The following is a 25,729-nucleotide window of genomic DNA, read 5'->3' as shown; positions in this document are numbered from 1 at the left end:
AGACCGAACCCGCTTCATTTGCGCTGGAGATTTCAGTGACTACCGAGCTTTCCCACTCGCTTGCCGCGCAGGGCATCGAGACTGCCGTGACCATCCACCCCAACCTGACGTCGGAAGAATTGACTGCCGCCGCGCTCGAGCGCGGCGAAGGCCGCCGCGCCAAGCATGGGCCGCTGGTCGTGGAGACCGGCAAGCACACCGGTCGCAGCGCGAAGGACAAGTTCATCGTCCGCAATGCCGAAACCGAGGATACGGTGTGGTGGGACAACAATGCATCGATGACCCCGGATCATTTCGCCGCTCTGAAGGAAGACTTCATGAAAGCGGTCGCCGACAAGGCGGAGCTGTTCGTGGCGGATCTTTTCGGCGGCTCGCAGCCCGAATATCGCGTCAACGTGCGCGTCATCAACGAGCTTGCCTGGCATAACCAGTTCATCCGCACGCTGCTGGTGCGCCCGACCGCGGCAGAACTGGAAGGCTTCGTACCCGAATATACCATTATCGACCTGCCGAGCTTCAAGGCCGATCCCGAACGTCACGGCTGCCGCAGCGAAACCGTGATCGCCGTCAACCTGGAGGAAAAACTCATCCTCATCGGCGGCACGAAATATGCCGGTGAAATGAAGAAGAGCGTCTTCGGCATCCTCAACTACCTTCTTCCGCCCAAGGGCGTGATGCCGATGCACTGTTCGGCCAATATCGGCCCCGACGGCAAGAGCGCGGTGTTCTTCGGCCTGTCCGGCACCGGCAAGACCACGCTGTCCGCCGATGCCAGCCGCACGCTGATCGGCGATGACGAACATGGCTGGTCGGACACGGCGGTCTTCAATTTCGAAGGCGGCTGCTATGCCAAGATGATCCGCCTCAATCCCGAGGCCGAGCCGGAAATCTATGCCACCACGCGTATGGAAAATACCGTGCTCGAAAACGTGGTGATGGACGAGAATGGCGAGATCGACCTCGACGACAACAGTCTGGCCGAGAATACGCGCGGTGCCTATCCGCTGTCCTCGATACCGAACACATCGGAAGAGAACATGGGCCCGCCGCCCAGCAATGTGATCATGCTGACCGCCGATGCCTTCGGCGTGCTGCCCCCGATTGCACGTCTTACGCCCGACCAGGCCATGTACCACTTCCTTTCCGGCTACACCGCCAAGGTCGCCGGTACGGAAATCGGCGTGACCGAGCCCGAAGCGACCTTCAGCACCTGCTTCGGCGCACCTTTCATGCCGCGCCACCCGAGCGTTTATGGCAACCTCCTCAAGAAGCGCATTGCCGAAGGCGGCGTGCAGTGCTGGCTGGTCAATACCGGATGGACCGGCGGCAAGTATGGCGTTGGCCAGCGTATGCCGATCAAGGCCACCCGCGCTCTGCTCAATGCTGCGCTCGACGGTAGCCTGAACGACGCCGACTTCCGCAAGGACCCGAACTTCGGCTTCGAAGTTCCAATCAGCGTTCCCGGCGTGGACAGCCAGATTCTCGACCCGCGTACGACCTGGGCGGACAAGGACGAATACGACCGTACCGCACACAAGCTGGTGCAGCTGTTCGTCGACAATTTCGAACCGTTCGCTGCGCATGTCGACCAGGGCGTGCGGGATGCGGCTCCCGAAGCCGCTTGACGATATAGCCTGACCGTTCGGGCATAGAGTTGGAGAGGAGACCCCCGGCCGCGCTCACGAGTGCGGACCGGGGGCTTTAATTTGTAGCGGCGATGGGTCAGAAGGGGCGCGGGTCGCAACAATCAGGAGAATGACCATGAGCCTTTTCGACCAATTACTGGGCGCCGCGCACGATCATCCCACGGTCAAGAACATGGCGGAAAAGTTGGGTATCGACGCTGCAACCGCGGAAAAGGCCATCGCTGCACTGGGCGAGGCGCATCATGAAGATGGCGATACGGTCGAGCTGGCGGCTGGCAAGACCGGGCTCGATAGCGGCTTGCTGAACCAGATCGTGGGGCAGGTCGGAGGCGAAGGCTCGCTGGCACGCTTTACCCAGATTCTCGATGCCGATCACGATGGCAATCCATTCGACGACATTGCGGGCATCGCCGGCAAGTTCTTCGGAAAGAACTGAAGGAAGCCTTGAAATGAACCTCAGCCAGGTACTCCAGCAGAGCGGCGTGGTCGATTCCATGGCACGCGAACTCAATATCGATCCGGCCACTGCAAAAACGGCGACCGGAGCGCTTTTGCCCGCGATCGTCGCCGGCTTCGGGCGAACCACCACGCAGGCCGCACCCGCGGGTGGTGGCCTCGGCGATATTCTCGGCAGTCTAGCCGGCGGTGCTGGCGGCGGGGTGGCCGGCGGGCTGGGGGGCCTCGGTGGCATCCTGCTCGACCAGGTGTTGCAGCAGGATCCGACCCCGACCCAGCCGGGTAACGACATCCTGGGCCAGATTTTCGGCAGCAAGGGCGTCAGCCGCGGCGTGGCCAGCGAGGTTTCGGCGGTTACGGGCATCGACGAGGCGCTGCTCAAAAAGATGCTGCCGATCCTGGCGATGGCGGTGGCCGGCTATATGGCCAAGCAGGCGGGTGGTGGCTCCGGCTCGCAGCAGGGCGGCCTTGGCGGAATCCTCGGCTCGATTGTCGGCGGGCTCGCGGGTCGCTGACCGAAAGGCTGTCCGCTTAATCCTGCGCTAAGCGAAAGGTTGCAAGTACCGCAGCATATGTTCGGTCGAGCTGCCTTTTCTGTCCTGTGGCTGCTGATGCTGCCTTGCGCGCCCGCAGCAGCCCAGGACACCGACTCTGCGGGCCAGGCTGCAGAAATACCCGCCTATACCGGGCCGGTGGTATTTACCGCGCGGATCGTGGCCGAATACCCACACGATGACAGCGCCTTTACGCAGGGGATATTGTGGCACGACGGATCTCTGTTCGAAAGCACCGGCCAGGAAGGGCAGTCGGTTGTGCGCGAGGTCGATCTCGAAACGGGCGAGGCGAAGCAGGAACGCGCCATCCCTGCCGACCAGTTCGGCGAGGGCATCGCCCTGTGGGAGGACGAGTTCGTGACCCTGACCTGGCGCAACGGGGCGATCCATCGCTGGGATGCCGATACGCTCGAACCTGTCGCTTCGCATGAGGGCTTTCCGCTCGAAGGATGGGGACTCACATCCTTCGAGGAAGGCCTGATTCATTCCGACGGGAGCGCCACTTTGCGCGTGCTGGACCCCGAGACCTATGAAGTGCGCCGCTCGGTCGAAGTGACGCTCAACGGACGGCCTTTGCGCCGTCTGAACGAGCTCGAGATGATCGACGGGCTGATTTACGCCAACATCTGGATGTCGCCCTTCATTGTGGCGATAGACCCAGCGGACGGGGTGGTGAAGAAGCTCGTCGATCTGCAGGACATTGTAGGCTCCGTGCCAGTTTCCGGCACGGACGCGGTGCTCAACGGCATTGCGTGGGATGCCGACACGCGTCGCCTGTTCGTGACCGGCAAGCTCTGGCCCAGCGTATTCGAGATCAGGCTGATCGAGACCGACGCAAGGGTCCGCTAGGGCGTCTCAGTCCTCGGCATTGCCTGATTCACCCGGCTTCTCCGCATCTACCACAGCCTTGGTCAAGATGGTCGCACCGGGGTGCCAACTCGTGCCTTCCTCCGCCAACTCCAGCATATCGAGATAGTCTCGGGCTTGCTCGGAAAGCGAACCGCCGTGAGGATTGGTCGCAAGCGGTTCTAGCGTGAACTTGGCAAGTCCAATCTTTCCTTCCTCGGCGAACATCAGGGCTGCGTTCATCGCAAGGCCTTGATCGAAGGGTGCAAGCCGCGAGGCCCATTCGAGTGCATGTCGCGCATTTTCATTCGGGCGAACACCGCGCTCCAGGAAGCTGCGGTAGTAGTAGATCAGCGGTAAGGGATGGTCGTTCTCGATCTTGTTGAGCGCACTGAATGCCTTCATCGCATCGCCATAAGCCCTATCCAGATCGTCCGCGTCTTCAGCCGTGCGGAACAGGGCGTAGCCTTTCTGGACATAGGCGTTGGGCTGTTGCGGATCGATGGTGATCGCACGGTCGGCCGCCGTTATGGCCGCATCGTCGTTCCCCGCATCGTATTCGGCCTCGGCGAGCGCGGTCAGTACGCCAGGATCGTTCGGGAATCGCGTCGCAATTTCACGCGCTTCAACAACGAGTTCCAGCGCCTGTTCCCGGGTAACGCCGCGTTGTGAAACGATGCGGACGTCCATCATTTCCGCCTCGCCTTCGGGAAGTTCACGCAGCGATATCGGCCCATATGATATTCTTTCAGGCGGAAGCTTGATGTTGAACATCTTTCGTTGCCTGAGATAACGTTCGACTTCCTTGTCGAGCACATCGATATCGCCGAAAGCCTCCTTGGCGGCTTCAAGCGAGTTTTTCCCCTGCATCACGAGGCCCGCATATTCGTCCAACTGGCCTTTGCGTTCTTCGCCGAAGATCAGATAATGATACAAGGCCCAACTCATGCCGTAGAAGGCATCGTATCCCTTCCTCCGACGCTGCTCGTATAATTCTGCATCGAGCAATTCATGCACCGAGACCTCGTCCGCATAGTGCAATTCCCCTGCACGGTGCATTGCTGGACGGCAGATCTGGACGCTGCCGTCCTTGTTAAATCCGGCCGACGCGAAGAATTCCGCCGCCCCTTCGCTCATCCATCGGGGCATCGCGTATCGCGAACTGCCAATCAGGAAGTGGTGTGCGTATTCGTGGAGCAGGATAACTGTCGAGAAGTCTGGATAACCGTTACTCCGGTTGCGAATATCCTGCATGAAGGCGCGAGAGGCGCCTGCTCTCGGGACATAAAATCCAGCGATCGATTTGCTGTCCGATCCGGAGAGCTTGCGAATGTCCCGCTGGCTTCCGACCACGAAGATCGTGACGCGGTTGGAGGGACTGGGGGCTACTACGGAGCGGCCGCTCACCAGTACCATGGCAGAATGATATTTTTCCAGATTCTCTGCGAACTCGCGAATGTCTCTTTCGCTGTCGTCGGCATAAATAACGAAGTGCTCGCTGCTCGCCTCATACCATTCGCCTGCGCAGGCGAAGCAGCGGCGGCAATCATAGCCAGCAAAGCGACCCGCAATTTCATGTTTTACCCCCCCTCAGTGTCCGCGTTACCTTAGCAAGCAAGGCGAATACTGGAAGGGGGAAAGGGGTTAACTTCGGGCGTTGTCGATATACCTTCCCACATTGCGTTCCATCACGTTCATCGGGGCATTGCCGCCGAGGACCACCGCATCGTTGAATGCCTTGAAATCATAGGCGGGCCCCAGCTCGCGCTGAGCGCGTTCACGTTGGGAAACGATGCGGCTGTGGCCGAGCTTGTAACCGGTCGCCTGGCCTGGCCAGCTGCAATAGCGGTCGACCTCGCTCTGGACTTCCTCGGGCTTGGACCCGTTGCGCTCGATGAAGAACTGGCGGCCTTGTTCGCGGCTCCAGCCCTTGGAGTGAAGACCGGTGTCCACCACCATGCGGCAGGCACGGAAGGCGAGGCTCTGCAGGTAGCCCAGCTGGCCGACCTCGAAGCCGTCGTATGCTCCCAGTTCGTCGGCGATCTGCTCACCATATAGCGCCCAGCCTTCGCTGAACGGGTTGAAGGCCAGGATCGAGCGGATGAGCGGCAGGCGATTCGAATATTCGCCCTCCCAGACGTGGCCCGGGATGGTCTCGTGATAGGTGAGATCGGCGAGATCGTATTTCCGATGCAGGTCGGTGCTGCGCAAATTGATCCAGAAGCGACCAGGGATCGTGCCATCCTTGCTGCCGGCCCCGCCATAGGCGCCCGGAGCCCCGGCTTCCTCGGCGGGCGGTATGCGGACGACTTCGAGATTGGGATCGACCAGAGTATTGAAGGCGCGCGGCATCTGCGCGCGGATCCATTCGATACGTTCGTCGATAAATTCCATGATCTGTTCGCGGCCCGCATCGCCTTCGGCGAATTTGTAGCGCGGGTCTTCCGACAGGGCCGTCATGCGCTGGCCCACGCTGCCATCGGTGTAACCGATCTTGCGCAGGATCGGGTCCATACGGGCGTGGAGCGCCTCGAGCTCTTCCAGCCCCTGCCGGTGGACTTCGTCGGCCGAAAGCGTGGTCGTAGTGCTGTTACGCAGCGCCCAGGCGTAGAATTCCTCTCCATTGGGGCGTGCCGAAATGCCCGGATCACCGGTGGCGACGGCACGTTCGGCTTTCAGTTCGGCAAGCTGGCGCGAGAGCGCCTCGGCAATCGGCCCCGTTTCAAGCGCCAGGGCACGATCGGCGTGGGTTTCGGGCAGGCCTGCTTCTGCAAGCTTGCTGCGCAGGTCGGCGGCAAAGAGTTCGCCCTTCCCGGCACTGGCGATGGTCTGCTCCATCTGCATGATAGTCTTGTCGAGCAGGAAGTCGGGCGGCACGACCCCCATTCCACGCGCTGCCCGGATGCGAGCAAGTTCGCCGTCGAATGTCGCAGGGGCCTGTTCGAGCCTTTCGATATAGCTATCGGCGTCCGAAGCATTCTCGACCATATGGGTCGACTGCATGAAGCGCGGCAGGCCAATGTATTCGCCGACGTTCTGGATCACCACATAAGGCGCCGTGCGCCAGTTGCCGACAGGGGTATCGCCATAGGGCAGGGCAAAGCCGTCCAGTGCGAGCTGGTAGGCGCTTTCGACCACTTCGATATTGGTCAGGTTTTCGCTGTCTAGACCGTCGCGAGGGAAGGCGCGCAGGCGCGCGAGATCGCTGCGGAGCGTGTCCGCATAGGCTTGCTGGCCGGCGGGGGACTGGTCTTCGAGCCGGCTGCGCAGGTAAGCGTATTGTCCGGTATCCACGCCCAGGCCGGTTGCGCGTTCCGGCTCATGCTCGAGAAGGTTGTAAGCGACATCTTCCAGCAGCGCTTCCGCGCTTTGTGTCCCGGCGCTGCGAGGCATGGTGGCGCAGCCCGAGAGGGTGAGAGCGGTGGTCGCACCAAGTCCGGCGAGAACCTGGCGGCGGCTGGCTTCGAAGCTGTATCTGTTCATGCGGGATGTTTGGGCGACCCGCTTAAACCTGTCAAATCAATCGAGAAACTCGGCCGGAACCTTGCCGCCATTGGCCGATAATTCGCGCATGGTGCGCTTGTGCAGCCAGACATTGTCCTCGGCGCTGCCGGAATAATCTGCCCGGCCCAGCTCCTGTGCCAATGCCTTGCGGTTCTCGTAGCTGGAATCGACTCCGATCAGCTTCATCAGGTCGACGATCGATGTGCGCCAGTTGAGACGATCCGCCCCGGGCATGGAATCGAGGTGGTTCGCAACATCGATAACGGGCTTCGGTTTCTGTTGAGGAGCATCGACCCGCGCCTGATCGGGGCTGGGGGTTTTCGGTGCTTCCTTGACTTCATCGTCCTTACCGAAAATCGCGTTCTTGATGCTGCTGAAAATGCCCATGTATCGTACTCCCGAATGGTACTGCGCCAGAATGCCAGCCTATGGGGCAATAAACGGAAGGTCCAGTCGCAGGTTCCCGGGCATTTCCCGAATCGCCCATGCGCGGCTAGGGAGGCGGCCATGCTCGATGTCGTCCTCTCCATCGTCGTCCTTGCCGCCATCGCGCTGTTCTTCGGCGCCTTCCTGCTGTGGCGGCGCACGGGGAATATGAAGAATGCGATGCTCATGGTGATCCTGGCGCTGGTGGCGCTGGTCAACGTGGCTATATGGACCGTGCCTGCCGCAGACGGCGAAGCCCCGCTCGAGAAAGTCGAACGGAGCTCGCCGTGACGGGTATTTAAGGCAAGGGCTATTCGGGCAACTGCCAGCGCACGGAAGAACTGTAGCTTCCCGCAACAGGCTCGCCATTGCTGCCGCGGGCCGGCTCGAACCGGGCCCGGCGTTGAACCAGGCTACAGGTCGCTTGATCAAGTTCGGAATGCCCGGTCGATCCGGTGATCCGGCAGCCTGTCACTTTCCCGGTCTGCGAGATGTCGAGCCGGAAACTTGCCACGCCGGTCAGTTCGCGACGGGCCCAGGCCGATTTGTAATCGCGATCGGACAGCCACGCACCCGGATCGTTGCGGGGCTTGGCGGAGATCGGACTGAACGAAGGCACCGGCGCAGGGGGTGCGGGTGGCTTCGTGTCTACACGCGGCGTGTCGACAATTATCGGACGCTCGACAATCTTCTCGGTCGTTTCGTACGTTGCCTTGGGCAATTCGAAATCGATTGGCGGAGTGGGCTGGGTGATCGGAGGTTGTGAAGCCACTTCGGGTTGCTGCTGTGTCTGGGGCTCCGGTATTGGCTCCGGTTCGGGCGGTGGGGTGGGCCTTACGTCCCAAGTGTCCAAAATCTCTGGCGGTTCAACTACGCCTCCTGCCACAGACAGTCCGGTAATGACCGCTGCACCTATCGCGGCCTGCACGATGACCGCGCTGGCGATACCAGTGGGTGACGGACCCCGCTTCTGATCTACGAATGACATGGTCGGCTCCTCTTCCTTGCGACTCTTATAATCGGGAACGTTACAACATAACAAATTTTAGGCAAGGTTTTTCGGATTTTGCAAAGTCGCGGGTGCATTTTGGGCAAGAAAAAGGGCCCGACATGCGGGCCCTTTAAAACATTTGCAATTACCCGATGGCCTCAGGTGATCGGGCACGCCGGATCGAGACGGAAGTCGAGATAATTGTCGACTGACTTCATAAGTTCTTCCTGCTCGTTTTCGAAGAAGTGGTTGGCACGGGGGATTTCCTCGTGATGCACAGTGATGTGCTTCTGCGTGCGCAGCTTTTCGACCAGCTTGGTCACCGCATTGGGCTGGACCACCGTATCCTGCGCGCCGTGGATGAAGATGCCGGAAGCCGGGCAGGGCGCGAGGAAGGAGAAGTCGTACATGCTCGCCGGGGCGCCGATGCTGATCCACCCGCGGATTTCCGGACGGCGCATAAGCAACTGCATTCCGATCAGCGAACCGAAGCTGACGCCAGCGATCCACGTCACCTGCGCTTCTGGGTGAACCTGCTGCACCCAGTCGAGCGCACTGGCGGCATCGGACAATTCGCCGACGCCATTGTCGAAGCTGCCCTGGCTGCGGCCTACGCCGCGGAAATTGAAGCGCAGTGTGGCGAAACCGCGGTTCACGAAGGTCTTGTACAGACGCTGCGTGATTTGCTCGTTCATCGTACCGCCGCCTTGCGGATGTGGATGGAGGATCATCGCAACGGGCGCGCGCGGACGCGGTCCGGGAGAGAAACGGCCTTCGAGGCGGCCTTCGGGGCCGGGAAAGATCACGGTCGGCATGGGAGAGGTACCCTGGCAGATATTTTCGGGGTGCTGGCCCCCAAGGGGGCTTGCACGAGGTTGCGCGCTATATAGGGTTTTGTCTCCGTTTCGCAATTAATTCGAGCACGTCCAGTCCCGACACGCATATATCTCGATCATGCCGCTACCACACCGCTGCGCCCAGAGGCGAGGCGCGCGATGGAAGAAGGCTTCGCGCTCTGGGCCAATCCGAGCAGTCCGCATGCCGAAGGCCGCAAGGCGCGGGCGGCGCTGGAGGATGCACGCGAGCGGGTGAAGCGCGCGCTCGGCTGGGAGGGCGAGGTGATCTTCACCTCCGGCGCGAGCGAGGCGGCGGCGCTTGCGCTGGGTCATGCGAAGGCGGGTGCGCGGCTGGTTTCAGCCGTCGAGCATGATGCGATTCTAAAAGCTGCGCCCGATGCGGAGCGGCTGCCGGTGCGGCCCGATGGTGCGCTCGATTTCGAAGTGCTGGGGGAGGCAGTGCAGCGCGAACGGCCGCTCGTCGCCGTCCAGCAAATAAATTCCGAAACCGGAAACCTGCAGAATCTCGCCACGATTGCGGGGCAGGTCCGCGAGGCTGGGGGATTGCTGCTCGCCGATTGCGCGCAAGGCGCGGGCAGGTTTGCGCCTCCACCCTGCGACATGGCGATCATCTCTGCGCATAAATTCGGCGGGCCGATCGGGGTTGGCGCGCTGCTCGTGAAGGATTTCGCCATGCTCGAACCTGCAGGCGGACAGGAGCGAGGCTACAGGCGGGGTACCGAGAACCTGCCCGGTGTGCTCGGCTTGGCGGCGGCACTGGAGGCTTGTGGCGATCCTTATCTCGATAGGGCCACGCTGGAACCGCTCGAGCAATTGGCGCAGCAATGCCGCGACCTTGGCGGTACATGGCTGTCCGACCGGCTGTCCGATCCGACGCCCTATGTCCGCGCCATCGCCATGCCGAAGATGAGCGGCAGCGCGCAGGTCATGCGCTTCGACATGGCGGGAATTTCCGTGTCGCAGGGCTCCGCCTGTTCGAGTGGTACGATGAAGACCAGTCACGTCTTGCAGGCGATGCAGGTTGAACCCGATGTGGCCGACCGGACCATTCGTGCCAGCTTCGGCTGGAACACCGCGCGCGCCGAAGTGGAACGCTTCTGCGAGGTATGGCTCGATCTGGCGAAACAATAATGTCCGTTCGCCCTGAGCTTGTCGAAGGGCTGCACTTTCTCCTAGCGCTCCACTTGAAGCAAAGCAGGGCAGTGCTTCGACAAGCTCAGCACGATTGGATAAGGGGCTTTGCCCTCAAATTACCGATCTCGATGACCGAAAGAACAATTCCCTTTCCTACAAAGCCGCAACAAGGCAGGTTTTCGGCAATGCCCGATATCACCTCCCCCCCGCTGCATGCCGCAAGTGTCACCCACAACAAATGGGCGAAAAATCAAGCATTTCTGCGGATTTCGGCATACTGGAAACGCGTGACAGGGTGTAAACTTCGTCACCCGCGTACCGGGTGCCAGCGGCGATGATCTACCTCGACTATCAGGCCACCACTCCGCTTGCCCCCGAGGCGCGCGATACGATGCTGCGCTGGCTCGACGGGCCGTGCGGAACCGGCTTCGGCAATCCGCATAGCCCGCACAAGCTGGGCCGACAGGCGAAGGCGGCGGTGGAATTCGCGCGCGAGCAGGTGGCGGCGCTGTTCCCGGCAGGGGGGAAGGTTATCTTCACCTCGGGCGCGACCGAGGCGATCAATCTGGCTATTCGAGGTTCCGGGAAAGGCGGGACGGTCTCGGTCTCAGCTATCGAGCATGCCGCCGTGCTCGATACCGCGCGTGATGCGGGCGAATGCCATGTCCTCAATGTCGCCAAGAACGGGCAGTGCAATACGAAGCAGGACCTTCCGGCCGACACGCGGCTGGTCTGTCTGATGCAGGTAAATAACGAGATCGGCACGATCCAGCCGACTCTCGAATGGCACAGGAAAGCAAAGGAAAACAATGCACTGTATCTCTGCGATGCGGTGCAGGCCTATGGCAAGATCGAGGTGACCGGCGCGGACATGATCGCGATTTCGGCGCATAAGTTCCACGGGCCCAAGGGCGTGGGCGCACTGTGGATTCGCGACGGGCTTGACCTTCGGGAAGTGCAGACCGGGGGCGGGCAGGAGTATGGCCTGCGTTCCGGCACGCTTTCACCGGCCCTGATTGCGGGCATGGGAACAGCTGCTGTGCTTGCGAATGAAGCGCTTGATCAGGACGCTGAACACATCGAGCAGCTGTGGAAACGCGCCCGCGAGATTTTCGAGGACTGGGAGCTCAACGGCAGTGCCGAGGCGCGCTGGCACGGCAACCTGAACATCCGTCCACGGGGGCCCAATGGCGGCGGGCTCGATGTGAACCGCCTGATGAGCGAATGCCGCGACGTGATGTTCTCCGCCGGTTCGGCCTGCGCCAGCGGATCCGGCCGTACCAGCCATGTGCTGGAAGCGATCGGCCTGCCCAAGAAGCTCGCGAAGACTTCGATCCGGCTGGGCTTCGGACGCTACACGACGCTCGAGGAGATCGAGGAAGCGGGCAGGATGATCAACGAAGCGGCCAGGGCGCAGGGCAGCCTGTGAAAGTCCATTTCATCACTTCCGACGGCGGGCGCGTGGATGCCGAGGCCGAGGCGGGCGACACGCTGCTGCGCGTGGCGCAGGCTGCGGGGATGCCGCTGGAAGGAACCTGCGAAGGCCAGATGGCCTGCTCTACCTGCCACGTGGTGGTGGACAAGGACTGGTTCGCCAGGCTTGCCGAAGCCAGCGAGGAGGAGGAAGACATGCTTGACCTCGCCGCCGGCGTGCGCCGCACCAGCCGCCTCTCCTGCCAGATCGTGCTGGGCGAGGAACTGGACGGCCTGACCGTCACCATCCCCGCCGAAAGTCACGATATGAGCCGCTAGCCGGACTTGGTTTCGTCTTCTGCCGGCGTGCTCGACGGCAGCCATTCATTGCCATTGGACGACGACAGGCCCACCCGTTTGAATAGCCGGACCGCGCCCCAAACCATCAGCCCGATCGGCAGGATGACGAGGCCGACAACCATCAGGATCGCGATCAGATTGCCGAAGATTGTGGCGAGCGAGCCCCATGCGTTCCGGATCGGATCGACGAACCCGCCTTCGCTGGGCGTACCGGCTTCATATTCCAGCGTCATGGTCGAATAGGCGACCCGTCCGCGCATCTCGTTGAGCCAGCTGCGGGCCTGGTCGATCTCTTCATTGACCTGCGCCACCCCGCGTTCGGCTTCGACCAGCTCGGCCACCGTACCCGTGCGGTTGCGCAGCACCTCCATCAGGCGGTCGCGCAGCACGGTGCGGGCGCGCAGCCGGGCTTCGGTATCCACGATCCGCTTGGACAGGTCCTCACCTTCGATCGAAGACGACACGAGTTCGCCCTTCATCCCTTCCGACGTGGCAGTCAGCGCCTTTCCGAAAGTGCGTGCTTCCTCGCTCGCAATTGCAAGCTGGAGACTGCCATAGGCATAGTCGCCCTCGCTCTCGCCCGAATTCATAGAGACGATCCGGCAGACCTGCGGACCTTTGGCCTCGCACATGTCGGCATGTTTTTCCTGCATGGGGCGGATGAGGTCTGCAGGGACGCGGAAGCCGAAGGCATAGCTATAGGCAACCTGCGGCATGCCGACGGGGACAGAGCTGCCGACAACGGGAGGGGTGTCGATGTTCGTATCGACTTGTGAGCCCGGCGGTGCGGGTGGCGGCGGGGGAGCAACTGCGGCAGGCGGCGGGGAAGCGCTGTCGTTCATCGACTCTCTAAAACCGAACTCGCCTTGCGGCGCTTCCTCGACATCCACGGTCGTGACCCGTTCGGCAACGGTTTCGCTGCCGGATTCGCCGCAAGACGCCAGGACAAGGCCGGACAGTCCGACCAGCCAACAGGAACGCTTTATCATCGAATCTCTCCTCACCATATTTCTGCCCTATTTTGGCCTTATTTTTGCCGTAATTGCAACCTCTCATTTATGGTACAACATATCCTATAGTGGAATAGGGTCAATTCGTTCAAAGAAAAAGGCCCTGCCGACGCGTTGCGGCAGGGCCCGTGAAAGTGTTCTGAATTAGGTATTTATGCCGATTCAAGCTCGCGCTTGTCTGCGCTTTCTCCCAGCATCTCGATCAGCGCCTTGCTGAAGGCCGGGATATCGTCCGGATTACGGCTGGTGATCAGCTTGCCGTCGATGGCGACTTCCTTGTCGACCACATTGGCGCCGGCATTCTTCAGATCGGTGCGGATCGAGGGCCAGCTGGTCACGGTCTTGCCCTTGATGAGGTCGGCTTCCGCCAGCAGCCAGGGGGCGTGGCAGATCGCGGCGATCGGCTTGTCCGACGCGCCGAATTCGCGGACGAGGGCAACGGCGCGTTCGTTCATGCGCAGGATGTCGGGGTTCATCTGGCCGCCGGGAAGCAGCAATGCGTCATAATCGGAACAGTCGGTCACTTCGTCGACCGTCTTGTCGACCGATACGCTGTCACCCCAGTCCTTCTGGTCCCAGCCCTTGATTTCGCCCTTCTCGAGGCTGACGACAATGGTCTCGAAACCAGCGTCTTCCAGATTGGCTTTCGGCTTCATCAGTTCGGACTGTTCGAAGCCGTCGGTGGCGAGGATCATTACGCGTTTCGTGTGGTGTGTCATGAGAGGGATGCTCCTTGATTTGGTGTTACCCTTGCAACGTGTGGGGATGACGCGCCGTTCCGCGGTGACAGCCGAGCCGTGGCGGTGATAGGGCGGGCTACAGATTCATCTCACAGGCCCGTTCGGGCTGAGCTTGTCGAAGCCCCGCACTTCTTCTTCGCGTGCGGCGCGGGTAGCAAAAACTGCCCTTCGACAAGCTCAGGGCGAACGGAAACTTGGGTAGTTCATGACGACTAAAGACAAGACTCTCGACGACGCTAGCGATCCCTTCGATGCCATTGTCGACGCACCCTTCGATTCCGCCCTGTCCGAGCGCTACCTCGTCTATGCGCTCTCCACGATCACGGCACGTTCGCTGCCCGATTTGCGCGACGGGCTGAAGCCGGTCCACCGCCGCCTGCTGTGGACCATGCGGCAGCTCAAGCTGGACCCGGCCAGCGGGTTCAAGAAATCGGCCCGCGTGGTCGGCGAGGTGATCGGTAAGTATCACCCGCATGGCGACACCGCCGCCTATGATGCGATGGTCCGCCTCGCGCAGGATTTTGCGCTGCGTTACCCGCTGGTCGAGGGGCAGGGGAACTTCGGCAATATCGACGGCGATAACGCCGCCGCCTATCGTTACACCGAAGCGCGCCTGACCAAGACCGCGATGCGGCTGATGGAAGGCCTCGACGCGGGCACGGTCGATTTCATTCCGACCTACAATAACGAAGAAGAAGAGCCCGAGGTCATGCCCGGCCTCTTCCCGAACCTTCTGGCCAATGGCGCCAGCGGGATCGCGGTGGGCATGGCGACCAATATTCCCAGCCACAATGTGGCCGAGATCGTCGATGCGACGCTGGAAGTGATCGACAATCCGCATGTCGAGCATGCGCGGCTGATGGAACTGTTCAAAGGCCCCGATTTTCCCACCGGCGGCGTCGTGCCCGAAAGCGCGGAGACGATCAGCCAGGCCTATGAAACGGGACGCGGCAGCTTCCGCGTGCGCGGGCGGTTCCATGCAGCCGAGGCCGAGAAGGCCGAGGACCGCGAGGCGGGTATCGAGCGGCTTGGCGGCGGCCAGTGGCAGCTGGTGATTTCCGAAATCCCCTACCAGGTGCAGAAGGGCAAGCTGATCGAACAGATCGCCGCGGCCATCGGCGACAAGAAACTGCCCATTCTCGAAGATGTGCGCGACGAAAGCGACACGGAGGTGCGCATCGTGCTGATCCCGCGCAGCCGCAATGTCGATCCGGAGCTGCTGAAGGAAAGCCTCTACAAGCTCACCGACATGGAAACGCGCTTCGGCCTCAACCTCAACGTGCTCGACCATACGCGCACGCCGATGGTGATGGGGCTGAAGGAACTGCTCGACAACTGGATCGTCAGCCAGATCGGCATCCTGCAGCGCCGCAGCCAGCACCGGCTGGACCAGATTGCGCGTCGGCTGGAACTGGTCGAGGGCTATATCATCGCCTTCCTCAACCTCGACCGGGTGATCGAGATAATCCGCACGGAGGACGAACCCAAGCCGCTGATGATGGAGGAGTTCAAGCTCACCGACCGGCAGGCCGAGGCGATCCTCAACATGCGGCTGCGGTCCTTGCGCAAGCTGGAGGAAATGCAGCTTCGCAACGAAAAGGACGAGCTGCTCAAGGAAAAGGATGAACTCGACAAGCTGCTCGGCTCGCCCGCCCGCCAGCGCACGCGGCTGAAGCGCGACCTTAATGCGCTTCGCAAGGAATATGGCGAGGACACCGCGCTCGGCAAGCGGCGCACCACCATCGCCGAGGCCGCCCCGGCAGTCGAATTCAGCATGGACGCGATGATCGAGAAGGAGCCGGTGACGGTAATCCTGTCGCAGAAGGGCTGGATCCGCGGGGCCAAGGGGCACCTGCCGCTGGAGCAGGACTTCAAGTACAAGGAAGGCGATGGTCCCGCCTTCGTGATCCACGCGCAGACGACGGACAAGCTGCTGCTGGCTGCGGACAACGGGCGTTTCTTCACGCTGGGGGCGGACAAGCTCCCCGGCGCGCGCGGTTTCGGGGAACCGGTCCGCAATACGCTGGACATCGAAACCAGCGCGCAGATCATTGCCCTGGTGGTCCATGAAAAGGGCAAGCGCCTGTTGCTGGCCGCCAGCACGGGCAAGGGCTTTGCGGCGGTAACCGACGATCTCCTCGCCGAAACGCGCAAGGGCCGACAGGTGGTGAACCTGCCCGGCGACGCGGTCCTGCGGGTGGTGCGTCCTATCGAGCAGGGACACGACCATGTCGCGGTGGTGGGCGAAAACCGCAAGCTGGTGGTCTTCAACCTGGAAGAACTGCCCCAGATGTCGCGCGGGCAGGGCAACAAGCTGCAAAACTATCGCGACGGCGGCCTGTCGGACGCCACGACCTTCAAGATGGAAGAAGGACTCAGCTGGACCATGGGCGGCAAGGAAGGCCGCACGCGGACCGAAGGAGAGATGTGGCAGTGGAAGGTGGCGCGCGGAGGAGCGGGCAGGCTGCCTCCGCAAGGCTTCCCCCGCGACAACAAGTTCGGCTGATACGAAAAGACCGGAGGCGCGTTGCCGCACCCCCGGTCCCTTGCGACCCTGGTTTCCCAGGGAACTCGTAAGATCTCTTATTCGCCTGCGCTGGCACCGCCACCTGCGGGCGCGGTCTGCGCCATGGCGGCTTCGATCTGCGCATTGGTGAGCAGCGCCATCAGGCCATGATCGCCCACGGCGAAATGTTCGCGCAGGAGGGTGACCTTGTCCATTTCGTCACCGCCGCGGGCGATGACGATGTTATCGCCATCGATCTCGAGGATCGTCCCGAGCGGGGCGTGTTCGGCATCCATCGCTTCGGCACCCACGACGAGCGCGGCATCGAGCTTCGCTTCGGCTTCCGCTACCTGCGCATCCATCATGCTGTCGAGCTGCGCCTTGGTGACGGTGATGGTCGGGCCGGTTTCGCCTTCGCCATACATGTCGATCCCCAGCGGAACCTTGTGCTTGCCGGTATCGAGAATGGCCTGGCCATTTTCGACGGTGACGATCGTGCCGACGGCATTGCCTTCGGGTCCGGATACGGTGGCGCCGACGACGACCTGTTCATTGGCAAGCGCGGGGTTGGCAGCCAGAACGGCAAGGGGGGCGACGGCGGCAACGGCCAGCTTCGCGAGTTTCATGATAATCTCCAAGACACGTTAAACTTACACGTCCGCAACGCGTGGAACACGCCGCAAGCGGATCTGGTGGTTAGAGCGACAACGAGAGTGGATGTCCCGAACTAGCGCCGCGTGCCCCCTCCCGGGGAAGCGGCATGCTCTATGCCAAGAGGATTGCCGGGTGGCAACCGCTATGCCCCGTCTTATGCTGCATTGCAGCTTAAGCGTAGATGAAGGACCCGTTGTAACGGGCCTGGGCCGCGATGTTGCGGTGCATCACGGGGATGCCAGCTCTTCCTCGAGCAATTGCATCACCCGGGCGCGATCGGGAAAGCCTTCCTCGACCCAGCGCCGCTCCACCGCTTGGAGGGTTTTTGCCACCTGCGGCCCCTTGGCGACACCGCGTTCGACGATCTCGCCGCCCTTGAGGGGCAGTTCGGGCGTCTCCCACCCAGCGAGCGCTGCAATGCCGTGTCCCTGCAGGAGCAGCCGGTCGCGCGCGCCTTCGAGGCCTTCGTAATAGGCGAGGCCGGCAGGTTTCTCCGCGTCCGTATCTTTCCGTTCGGCGGCGCAGACGAGCCGCGAGCGCTGCTGGCGCGAGAGACGCAGGCGCGCTGCCACGCTTTCGGCAACGCTGGCGATCGGAGGAAGCAGCGCGGCGAGGCGGCGGACCGGATCGCCGGGAATCGCTTCGCGGCTTTCGGTCTCGACCAGCCGCTGCAGGCACTCCGTCTCGCGAGCCCGGGCCTCGGGCAGGATGACCTCGAGCACTCCCGTTTCCTTCATCAGGGCGATAGTGGGCGAAGGATCGGGGAGGGCAAGTATCGCCAGCAGTTCCATCGCGACACGTTCGCGGCTCAGGCCCTTGAGGGTCTGCGCCAATTCGCGGCAGGCGATGACCGCCTCGTCGTCCAGCGCGTCACCGAAACGAGCCTGGAAGCGGAAATAACGCAGGATGCGCAGGTGATCTTCACGAATGCGCTCGGCGGCATCGCCGATGAAGCGCACGCGGCCCTTCTCGAGGTCTTCCAGCCCCTCGAAATAGTCGCTGATCTCCAGTGTCTCCGGGTGCGCATAAAGCGCGTTGATGGTGAAATCGCGCCGTGCGGCATCTTCGCGCCAGTCCTGGGCAAAGGCGACCGTGGCGCGGCGGCCGTCGGTCGAAATATCCTGCCGCAGGGTGGTGATCTCGACCGGACCATCGGGCAGGATTGCGGTCACGGTGCCGTGGTCGATACCTGTGGGCACGGTGCGAATACCGGCGTCCCTGCAGCGATCGATCACCTCGCCCGGAAGCAGCGGCGTGGCGATGTCGATATCTTGGATGTCCTTGCCGAGCAGTGTGTCGCGCACCGCGCCGCCGACATAGCGCGCGTTGTCGGTGCCCAGGGCGCCGATCAGTTGCGCGAGATCGTCGCGCCTGGTCCAGTCCGCTGAAGGTAAAGTGGCCAACCTGAATTCCGTTCGTGCTGAGCTTGTCGAAGCACTGTCCTTTCCTGCGGATGCAGCGCCTAAGTGAAGTGCGGCCCTTCGACAAGCTCAGGGCGAACGGTTCCGGAGGTTTGCCTCTAGTCGAACCACGCCAGACGACGCGAGAGATTGATGCAGATGGCCGCCGTCACGCCCCAGATGCGGTAGCCCTGGTGGTCCATCTCGTAATAGCGCCGCATCGCGCCCTTCCAGAAAACCTCGTTCTCGTTCCAGCGCGCCGGGTCCATCAGGTGATCGAGCGGGGCCTCGAACCAGCTTTCCACCTCGCGCGGGTCAGGCCGAATGGGCAGGTCTGCGGGCACGGTGGAGAGAACGGGCGTGATGTCGAAGCCGGTGCCGGTCTGGTAACGATCGGTGGTGCCGATCACGCGCACTTTCTCGCGCTCGATGCCCAGCTCCTCCCAGGCTTCGCGCAGCGCCGCCTCCACCGCACCCTCGCCCTTGTCGATCTTCCCGCCGGGAAAGGCGACCTGCCCCGGGTGGTCGCGCATGGTGCGCGGACGCTGGGTCAGGAGGACGGTGGGATTCTCGCGTTCGGTCACCGCAATCAGGACGGCGGCATCGGCGGTCCGGTCGAGATCGGCGAAGCGTTCGTCCGACAGCAAATCGCCGAGATCGCGGGCGTGGCCCTGCTCGAACAGTTCGGTCAGGCGGTCGAACAGATCGCTCATTCGGGCAGCAGCGAAAAGCTCTCCCCGCCGCTGGTCACGGTCCAGTCTTCGCCCTCAGCCAGCGCGATCCTGGCGAGTTGTTCGTAGGTCGAACGGTTCAGCCGCGCTTCGCAGCCGCGCCGGACGTAGACGTAAAGGGCAGGCTGTTCGGGATCGCCCGCCGCGCGGATCGGGTTGTCCGGTCCCGCGACCACCAGTTCGTCGGTGTTGAGGCGGAAGGCCAGATCGCCGTCCTTGCGACTCACGTCGGTGGCGATGAAACATGCGTCTTCCACTTCGATGGAAAGCTTCTGATAGGGCACGACCAGCCAGTAGCTGCCGTCATCCTCGCGGTTGAGCAGGCCCGAAAAGGCGCGCACCATCGCGGGGCGGGTGATCGGACTGCCGTCATGAAGCCATGTCCCGTCCGCCTCGATCTTCATGTGGCTGTCGTCGACATTGTCGGGGGACCACTGCTCTACCGGAGGCAGGCGGCGTTCGGCCACCGCCTCGGCAATCTGGGCGAGCGACATTCCGGCGAGTTCTGGGGGCGGAGTATAGACCATCGGTAGGAAGACCGATGGCAGAGCGCGGCTATTTCGCCAAGTGCTCGCTCGTTTCCGCCGTCCAGGGACCGAGCATCCCCTCGCTGGGCAGGATCGCGGGGTTCCCGGTCCGCAGCAGCAGCCGGTGGCGTTCGAACGGGCCGGGACAATGCCAGTCGCCGGTATGTTCGGCGGTGAAACCCCAGCGGTCGTAATAGTCGGGATCGCCGATCATCACCTGCGGATAGGGCGGGGCGCCGTCCTCGAATGCCGCGTCGATCGCCCCGAGGCTCGCGGCCATCAGCGCCTTGCCGAAGCCCTCGCCCTGCCGGCCGGGCATCACTGCCACCGGCCCGACCATGATCAGCGGATGGGGGCGGCCCTTGGGATCGGTGAGCGCGACCGGCCAGAGCTGGATCGAACCCGCCAGGTAATCGTCCTCGTCGAGCGCGGCGAAGCTGAGGCCGGGCAACCATTCCACGCCTTCGCGGATGCGATAGGCGGTGCGCGCGTGACGTCCGTCGCCGAAAGCGGCGTCGAGCAATTGCTCGAGCAATGCGGGATCGACCGCGGACAGGGGAACGAGAGTCGCCATGGGCCGCGCCGCTTAGAAGCGCGGCCCATGGCTGTCGATCAATTTTGGCTTACTCGGGGCGAAGTTCCAGCAGCCGCCCGCCTTCGCCGTCTTCCAGCACCCAGAGCGCGCCATCGGGTCCTTCGACGACCTGACGGATACGTTCGCCCATGTCATAGCGCGCGACTTCGCGGGCATTGGTGCCGTCGAAGGCGATCCGGATCAGTGCCTGCGTCTTCAGCCCGGCCACGATCAGATCGCCGTCCATGCCCGAAAACAAATCGCCGCCGTAGAAGATCATGTTGCCCGGCGCGATCACCGGGGTCCAGCTGATGACCGGCTTGGTGAAACCATCATCCGCCGAATGGTCCGGAATATCGCTGCCATCGTAATTAATGCCGTTGGAGCGGACGGGCCAGCCGTAATTCGCGCCGCGCTCGACGAGGTTGAGCTCGTCACCGCCCTGCGGACCGTGTTCGATTTCCCACAGGCGTCCCTGATCGTCGAAATCCATGCTCAGGATATTGCGCGTCCCGTAGACCCAGATTTCGTCCGACGGGCTGCCCTCGCTGGCCAGCGGATTGCCAGCGGCGGCCGAACCGTCGAGATTGAGCCGTACGATGCTGCCGAGCGTGTTCGACGTGTCCTGCGCGGGGGTCATCTTCTGCCGGTCACCGCTGGAAACGAACATGTACTGTTCGTCGGGGCTGAAGACGATACGATGCGAATAGTGGCCGCGCCCCGTTACCTTGGGCGTCTGGCGCCAGATCACGTCGAGGCCCTGAATGGCGCAGGCATCGGCCTGGGCGCAGACGAGTTCCCCGCGCCCCACTGCCGCTCCGCGCGTATCGCCGGTTCCGGCTTCGGCCCAGCTGAGATAGATCGTCCTGTGGTCCATCGTGGTCGAACTCTCGGAAGGCAGGAAGGCAACATCGCCAAGGCCGCCCTGTCCGCCGTAATCGACCTGCGGCAAACCGCTGACGGTAATCAGCCGTTTGTTCTGCGTATCATAGATTTTCGCGGTGCCCGGTTTTTCCGTGATGAACAGCATCGAAGTGCCGGGAATGAAGGCCGAAGCCCAGGGTTCGTCGAATGTGCCGTGTTCGGCGATGGCGAAATTTCCATCGAAATCTCCGGAGGGGCTGGGGGTCGAAGTGGCGTCCTCGCCCGATCCACCGGTGGAATAACTGCCTCCGCAGCTTGCCGCCATCAACAGCGGAGATAGAGTGGCAGCAAGGATCGATAGACGTTTCATGTTCGCTTCAACTCCCGAAAATGGACTTCGCGGCGCCCCGCTGGTGGTGGGGGTGGACGAGGCCGGGCGCGGCCCTTTGGCCGGGCCCGTAGTCGCGGCGGCCGTGGTGCTTTGCAAGCCCTGCCCCGGCGGCCTCGATGATTCAAAAAAGCTTTCGGCGGCGCGACGTTCCAAGCTGGAGCCGCAAATCCAGCGCCGCTGCGCCTGGGGCCTGGCGGTGGTCGGGCCGGAAGAGATCGACCGGCTCAATATTTTCGGTGCGACCATGCTTGCCATGACCCTGGCCACCCAGCGCGTGATCGAGGCGCTGAACTGCGAACCGGTGGAGGTGCTGATCGACGGCAACCTCACGCCGGCCGGCCGCCGCAGCGAATGGCGCTGGCCGGCGCGGGCGATCGTGGGGGGGGACGGGAAGGAAGCCTGCATCTCCGCCGCATCAATCCTCGCCAAGGAGTATCGCGACCGGCTGATGGTGCAGGCGGCCCTGAACCATCCGCACTACGGATGGGACCGGAACAAGGGTTATGGCTCGAAAGAACACATGGAAGCGCTGCGCGTCCACGGCCCGACGCCGCTGCACCGCCGCAGCTTCGCGCCTGTCAGCCAGATGAATCTTATCTGAGTCCTTAACGCCACACCCCACCATCTGGAGTCCGTCTGCGGCAGGCGGACTCAACATCTGGTGGGGGACTCGTTTCGTTCTCGCATGGTTAACACCATCTTTAGAGAGCGTGCCTAAACAACTGACTTGACCCGGAATCCATTTGGACTCACCCTGTGGATAACTTCAGACGGGGGTATCGGCATGGCGGTCCTTGAGACCACGAAACCGCGCGCCAAGGCGCCGGCAAGACAGAAACAGCTTTCGGTGGAACTGCCCCTCGGGCAGATCCTCGATGGCGATTGCGTGGAAGCCATGCGCTCGATCCCCAGCGGCTCGATCGACCTCGTTTTCGCCGACCCGCCGTACAATCTCCAGCTCGGCGGCGATCTCAACCGGCCCGACGGCAGCCATGTCGACGCGGTGACCGATCACTGGGACCAGTTCGACAGCTTCAAGATCTATGACGATTTCACGCGGGACTGGCTGACCGAGGCGAAACGCATCCTCAAGCCCGACGGTGCGCTGTGGGTGATCGGCAGCTATCACAACATCTACCGCGTCGGCGCGATCCTGCAGGACTTGGGCTTCTGGATCCTCAACGACATCGTCTGGCGCAAGTCCAACCCCATGCCCAATTTCCGCGGCACCCGCTTCACCAATGCGCATGAGACGCTGCTGTGGTGTTCGCAGGGCGAGAAGGCGAAATACCACTTCAACTACCGCGCGATGAAGACCCTGAACGACGAACTGCAGATGCGCAGCGACTGGGTCCTGCCGATCTGCAACGGGGCGGAACGTCTGAAAGAGGGCGGGCACAAGGTTCACCCGACGCAAAAACCCGAAGCGCTGCTCTACCGTGTGCTGCTGTCGACGACGGAGCGTGGCGACGTGGTGCTCGATCCCTTTTTCGGCACCGGCACCACCGGCGCGGTGGCCAAGCGCCTGGGCCGCGAATGGATCGGCTGCGAGCGAGAAAGCGTCTATCGCGATGCCGCGCTGAAGCGGATCGAAAGGGAACTCTCCCTCGACGAAAGCGCGCTCACCACCATGCAGGCGGGCCGCAGCGCCCCCAAGGTGGCCTTCGGCGCACTGGTGGAAAATGGTTTCATCGCTCCGGGCACGGAAGTCTTCGACAAGAAACGCCGCTGGTCCGCAACTGTGCGCGCGGACGGCTCACTGGCCATCGGCAAGCAGACCGGCAGCATCCACGGCCTCGGCAAGGACCTGCAGGGCGCCCCCAGCTGCAACGGCTGGACCTTCTGGCATTACGAGGCACGCGGCGAAGTGAAACCCATCGATGCCGCGCGGCAGCTGTACCTGCTGGCGATGGAGGACTGAGGGAAGGGCAAATCCCTGTCACCCCGGATCCTGTTTGAGTGAGCGCGCTGTCCTACTCCGCCGCAACACGCTACCACCAGGGCCATGACCGAAATGCCCTTCTTCCGCCTTGTGGGCGACCATGGCCGCACCCGTTTGCGCGTGAAACTGTGCAAGCCGACATGCAGCCCAAGGCAAGCTGTCAGATCGGGTGCACAAGCCGACACCGTCGCGGCGCAAGCCGACGCCTATTTTCACAAGTTGACGGTTTTTTGCACAAGCCGACTGTTTTTGCCCCTGGACAGTGTAACACCCGGTCCATGTCTCGGCTTGCAATAGAGTTCCCCGTATGACCGACCGCATTTACATCCGCCCCATCGGCTTCGTCCCCGGACCCCAATCGGAACATGGCAATGCCATCCGGCTGGGCGGCGGAATGGTTTATGCCAGCCGTTTTGCGGTGGTGCTGCGGCGCGATGGCCGGATTGTCGAACGCTGGCTTGCTGCGCCCGACACGATCGGGGAAGTGCTGGGGCAACTTCCCGACGAGGTGGCGACCGATGCGGAGCAGCAATGGGCCAATCTCACGCTGGCGCATCCGGCGCTCAAGCTGGGGGAGCGCACCATCCGCCTCGACCAGCCGCAGGTGATGGGCATCCTCAACGTCACCCCCGACAGTTTCAGCGACGGCGGCGAGTTCATGGACAAACCCGATGTGCAGCGCGAACAGGCCGCGCGCATGCTTGAAGCGGGGGCTGCGATCATCGACGTGGGCGGCGAAAGCACGCGGCCGGGCGCGAAAGCGGTGTGGGAAGGCGACGAGATCGAACGGGTCGTTCCCGCGATCGAGATGTGCGCCGCAATGGGCGCTGCGATCAGCGTGGACACGCGCAAGGCGGCGGTGATGGAAGCTGCGCTGGGTGCCGGGGCGAGCCTGGTCAACGACGTCTCGGGCCTCACCTACGATCCGCGCTCTGCAGAAGTGGTTGCCAAGGCTGGTTGCCCGGTCATCCTGATGCACGCGCCCGGTAAGGGCGAGGATTTGCACGAGGGCGGACACTATACGAACGTGGTGTTCGACGTCTTCGACGAGCTTCGCAGTCGCCGCGATGCTGCGCTGGAGGCGGGGATAGAGGCGGGCCATATCCTGCTCGATCCCGGTATCGGCTTCGGCAAGAGTCTTGCCGATAACCTCTTGCTTCTCAATGCCTTGCCGCTGTTCCATGCACTCGGCCATCCGCTGCTGCTCGGCGCAAGCCGCAAGCGGATGATCGGGGCTTTGTCCAACGAGGCGGGGGCAGACCAGCGGCTCGGCGGCAGTGTCGCGCTGGCGCTCAAGGGGATGGATGCGGGGGTCCAGCTGCACCGCGTCCACGATGTCCCCGAAACCGTCCAGGCGCGCAATGTCTGGCGCGGCTTGCGCGATGCGGCGCTGACCGATTTCGGGGATTTGCCGAACTAGCCGGGCGAAGCGGCGCTTCCCGCCAGCAGACCGCCATCGAGCGTCAGTTCGGCGCCGGTCATATAGGCGCTTTCGGGAGAGGCGAGATAGACGCATAGCGCGGCGACCTCTTCCACCGTGCCGAAGCGTTTGAGCGGCGTGTCCGCGACGAGCTTTGCCATCTTCACGTCGCGATCGGGCCCGTCGCCCAGCATCGGCTCCCAGATCGGGGTGAGGATGGCGGCGGGGTGGACCGAGTTGCAGCGGATCTTCCAACCCTGCTGCGCGGCATAGAGCGCCACCGATTTGGTGTGGTTGCGCATCGCCGCCTTGCTCGCCGCATAGGCCGCCGCGCCGGGAATGCCGACGAGGCCGGATCGCGAGGACATGTTGATGATCGACCCTTCGCCTTTCGCCTTCATGGCGCGCAGGGCATAGCGGCAGCCGAGAAAGCAGCCGTCGGTGTTGACCGCGTGGACGCGGTGCCATTCGGCGAGGCTGGCATTCTCCGGATCGTGGGCGGCGGGGCCGTCCTCGAAGCCGGTGATGCCGGCGTTGTTGACCAGCACGTCGATGGCGGGGAAACGTTCGGCGAAAGCGGCCCAGTCGGCTTCGCTGGAGACATCCAGCTTCGCGAATTCGCAGCCAGTCTCTTCGGCCGCTTTCCTACCTTCGGCTTCGTCGATATCGGTCAGCACGACGTGCGCGCCCTCTTTGGCAAATGCGGCACAAACCGCTTTGCCGATGCCGCGGGCACCGCCGGTGACCACGCACAGCGAATCTTTCAGTTTTTGCATATCGTAA

General features: G+C 62.7%; 26 protein-coding genes. 12 read left to right on the top strand and 14 right to left on the bottom strand.

Translation table 11 applies throughout. From position 1 onward, the window contains the following. Positions 1-35 precede the first annotated feature (35 nt). The 4 genes from AC13CE_RS04450 (at position 36) to AC13CE_RS04435 (ending at position 3,505) form a co-directional block, all read left to right on the top strand. Positions 36-1,625, top strand: coding sequence for a phosphoenolpyruvate carboxykinase (locus AC13CE_RS04450; RefSeq protein WP_482971638.1), 1,590 nt, complete (start codon positions 36-38; stop codon positions 1,623-1,625). 136 nt (positions 1,626-1,761) lie between these two features. Next, entirely contained in the window at positions 1,762-2,082 is a 321-nt protein-coding gene (locus AC13CE_RS04445) for a hypothetical protein (protein WP_482971627.1), read from the top strand. A 13-nt stretch (positions 2,083-2,095) separates the two neighbouring features. Next, entirely contained in the window at positions 2,096-2,617 is a 522-nt protein-coding gene (locus AC13CE_RS04440; protein WP_482971626.1) for a DUF937 domain-containing protein, read from the top strand. A gap of 57 nt (positions 2,618-2,674) precedes the next feature. Continuing rightward, on the top strand, positions 2,675-3,505 hold the full coding sequence (locus AC13CE_RS04435; RefSeq protein ID WP_482971625.1) for a glutaminyl-peptide cyclotransferase: 831 nt from the start codon (positions 2,675-2,677) through the stop codon (positions 3,503-3,505). Positions 3,506-3,511: 6 nt separating this feature from the next. Here AC13CE_RS04435 and AC13CE_RS04430 read toward each other — a convergent pair whose 3' ends face one another. The 3 genes from AC13CE_RS04430 to AC13CE_RS04420 form a co-directional block, all read right to left on the bottom strand. Further along, complete coding sequence (locus AC13CE_RS04430; RefSeq protein ID WP_482971624.1) at positions 3,512-4,918, bottom strand: DUF1570 domain-containing protein; 1,407 nt, start codon at positions 4,916-4,918, stop codon at positions 3,512-3,514. Between the two features lie 228 nt (positions 4,919-5,146). Next, positions 5,147-6,985 (bottom strand): DUF885 domain-containing protein, encoded by a 1,839-nt coding sequence (locus tag AC13CE_RS04425; protein ID WP_482971623.1) that lies wholly within the window; start codon positions 6,983-6,985, stop codon positions 5,147-5,149. 36 nt (positions 6,986-7,021) lie between these two features. Next, on the bottom strand, positions 7,022-7,393 hold the full coding sequence (locus tag AC13CE_RS04420) for a DUF3597 domain-containing protein (protein WP_473821863.1): 372 nt from the start codon (positions 7,391-7,393) through the stop codon (positions 7,022-7,024). Between the two features lie 120 nt (positions 7,394-7,513). On the opposite strand from AC13CE_RS04420, the gene AC13CE_RS04415 reads away from it, so the two are divergent. Next, positions 7,514-7,723: a hypothetical protein gene (locus AC13CE_RS04415; RefSeq protein ID WP_221540376.1), complete on the top strand. Its 210-nt coding sequence runs from the start codon at positions 7,514-7,516 to the stop codon at positions 7,721-7,723. Positions 7,724-7,742: 19 nt separating this feature from the next. Here the strand turns inward: AC13CE_RS04415 and AC13CE_RS04410 are convergent, their stop codons facing one another. Together AC13CE_RS04410 and AC13CE_RS04405 are read right to left on the bottom strand one after the other, a co-directional pair. After that, a complete protein-coding gene (locus AC13CE_RS04410) occupies positions 7,743-8,420 on the bottom strand; it encodes an energy transducer TonB (protein WP_482971622.1) in 678 nt (225 codons plus the stop codon). A 161-nt stretch (positions 8,421-8,581) separates the two neighbouring features. Continuing rightward, positions 8,582-9,238 (bottom strand): alpha/beta hydrolase, encoded by a 657-nt coding sequence (locus AC13CE_RS04405; protein WP_160727370.1) that lies wholly within the window; start codon positions 9,236-9,238, stop codon positions 8,582-8,584. A 180-nt stretch (positions 9,239-9,418) separates the two neighbouring features. Here AC13CE_RS04405 and AC13CE_RS04400 point away from each other — a divergent pair, with 180 nt between their 5' ends. The 3 genes from AC13CE_RS04400 (at position 9,419) to AC13CE_RS04390 (ending at position 12,166) form a co-directional block, all read left to right on the top strand. Further along, positions 9,419-10,411 (top strand): cysteine desulfurase family protein, encoded by a 993-nt coding sequence (locus tag AC13CE_RS04400; protein WP_482971621.1) that lies wholly within the window; start codon positions 9,419-9,421, stop codon positions 10,409-10,411. A 337-nt stretch (positions 10,412-10,748) separates the two neighbouring features. Continuing rightward, on the top strand, positions 10,749-11,843 hold the full coding sequence (locus AC13CE_RS04395) for a cysteine desulfurase family protein (protein ID WP_482971620.1): 1,095 nt from the start codon (positions 10,749-10,751) through the stop codon (positions 11,841-11,843). Next, positions 11,840-12,166, top strand: coding sequence for a 2Fe-2S iron-sulfur cluster-binding protein (locus AC13CE_RS04390; RefSeq protein ID WP_473821628.1), 327 nt, complete (start codon positions 11,840-11,842; stop codon positions 12,164-12,166). Before AC13CE_RS04395 ends, AC13CE_RS04390 begins: the two co-directional genes overlap by 4 nt. Here the strand turns inward: AC13CE_RS04390 and AC13CE_RS04385 are convergent. Beyond that, positions 12,163-13,176: a DUF4349 domain-containing protein gene (locus tag AC13CE_RS04385; protein WP_482971619.1), complete on the bottom strand. Its 1,014-nt coding sequence runs from the start codon at positions 13,174-13,176 to the stop codon at positions 12,163-12,165. The two genes, AC13CE_RS04390 and AC13CE_RS04385, sit on opposite strands and share 4 nt — an antisense overlap. Positions 13,177-13,349: 173 nt before the next feature. After that, positions 13,350-13,916, bottom strand: coding sequence for a type 1 glutamine amidotransferase domain-containing protein (locus AC13CE_RS04380; protein ID WP_482971618.1), 567 nt, complete (start codon positions 13,914-13,916; stop codon positions 13,350-13,352). Positions 13,917-14,142: 226 nt separating this feature from the next. Here AC13CE_RS04380 and parC point away from each other — a divergent pair, with 226 nt between their 5' ends. Further along, complete coding sequence (parC, locus tag AC13CE_RS04375; protein ID WP_482971617.1) at positions 14,143-16,443, top strand: DNA topoisomerase IV subunit A; 2,301 nt, start codon at positions 14,143-14,145, stop codon at positions 16,441-16,443. A gap of 77 nt (positions 16,444-16,520) precedes the next feature. Here the strand turns inward: parC and AC13CE_RS04370 are convergent, their stop codons facing one another. The 6 genes from AC13CE_RS04370 to AC13CE_RS04345 all read right to left on the bottom strand — a co-directional run bounded on the left by AC13CE_RS04370 (position 16,521) and on the right by AC13CE_RS04345 (position 21,563). Beyond that, on the bottom strand, positions 16,521-17,069 hold the full coding sequence (locus AC13CE_RS04370) for a hypothetical protein (RefSeq protein ID WP_221540358.1): 549 nt from the start codon (positions 17,067-17,069) through the stop codon (positions 16,521-16,523). Positions 17,070-17,324: 255 nt separating this feature from the next. Further along, positions 17,325-18,500 carry a CCA tRNA nucleotidyltransferase gene (locus AC13CE_RS04365; RefSeq protein ID WP_482971616.1) on the bottom strand — a complete coding sequence of 392 codons (1,176 nt, stop codon included), beginning with the start codon at positions 18,498-18,500 and terminating at the stop codon, positions 17,325-17,327. A 116-nt stretch (positions 18,501-18,616) separates the two neighbouring features. Next, positions 18,617-19,210 carry a CoA pyrophosphatase gene (locus AC13CE_RS04360; protein WP_482971615.1) on the bottom strand — a complete coding sequence of 198 codons (594 nt, stop codon included), beginning with the start codon at positions 19,208-19,210 and terminating at the stop codon, positions 18,617-18,619. Then, positions 19,207-19,755: a DUF1285 domain-containing protein gene (locus tag AC13CE_RS04355; protein WP_482971614.1), complete on the bottom strand. Its 549-nt coding sequence runs from the start codon at positions 19,753-19,755 to the stop codon at positions 19,207-19,209. Before AC13CE_RS04355 ends, AC13CE_RS04360 begins: the two co-directional genes overlap by 4 nt. Before the next feature lie 28 nt (positions 19,756-19,783). Next, positions 19,784-20,329, bottom strand: a complete 546-nt coding sequence (locus tag AC13CE_RS04350; protein WP_482971613.1) for a GNAT family N-acetyltransferase — start codon at positions 20,327-20,329, stop codon at positions 19,784-19,786. Positions 20,330-20,378: 49 nt separating this feature from the next. Continuing rightward, positions 20,379-21,563 (bottom strand): PQQ-dependent sugar dehydrogenase, encoded by a 1,185-nt coding sequence (locus AC13CE_RS04345; RefSeq protein WP_482971612.1) that lies wholly within the window; start codon positions 21,561-21,563, stop codon positions 20,379-20,381. Between AC13CE_RS04345 and AC13CE_RS04340 the strand changes: the two genes are divergently transcribed. The 3 genes from AC13CE_RS04340 to folP all read left to right on the top strand — a co-directional run bounded on the left by AC13CE_RS04340 (position 21,562) and on the right by folP (position 24,946). Continuing rightward, complete coding sequence (locus AC13CE_RS04340) at positions 21,562-22,185, top strand: ribonuclease HII (RefSeq protein WP_482971611.1); 624 nt, start codon at positions 21,562-21,564, stop codon at positions 22,183-22,185. The two genes, AC13CE_RS04345 and AC13CE_RS04340, sit on opposite strands and share 2 nt — an antisense overlap. A 183-nt stretch (positions 22,186-22,368) precedes the next feature. Continuing rightward, entirely contained in the window at positions 22,369-23,505 is a 1,137-nt protein-coding gene (locus AC13CE_RS04335) for a DNA methyltransferase (RefSeq protein WP_482971610.1), read from the top strand. Between the two features lie 328 nt (positions 23,506-23,833). Beyond that, complete coding sequence (gene folP / locus AC13CE_RS04330) at positions 23,834-24,946, top strand: dihydropteroate synthase (protein ID WP_482971609.1); 1,113 nt, start codon at positions 23,834-23,836, stop codon at positions 24,944-24,946. Here folP and AC13CE_RS04325 read toward each other — a convergent pair. Further along, positions 24,943-25,722 carry an SDR family oxidoreductase gene (locus AC13CE_RS04325; RefSeq protein ID WP_482971608.1) on the bottom strand — a complete coding sequence of 260 codons (780 nt, stop codon included), beginning with the start codon at positions 25,720-25,722 and terminating at the stop codon, positions 24,943-24,945. The genes folP and AC13CE_RS04325 overlap by 4 nt on opposite strands. Positions 25,723-25,729 lie beyond the last annotated feature (7 nt).

It is taken from the genome of Qipengyuania sp. B-5 (assembly GCF_056857815.1).
Note: the sequence above shows the minus strand (reverse complement) of the source record. Positions and strands in the feature narration are given on the sequence as shown.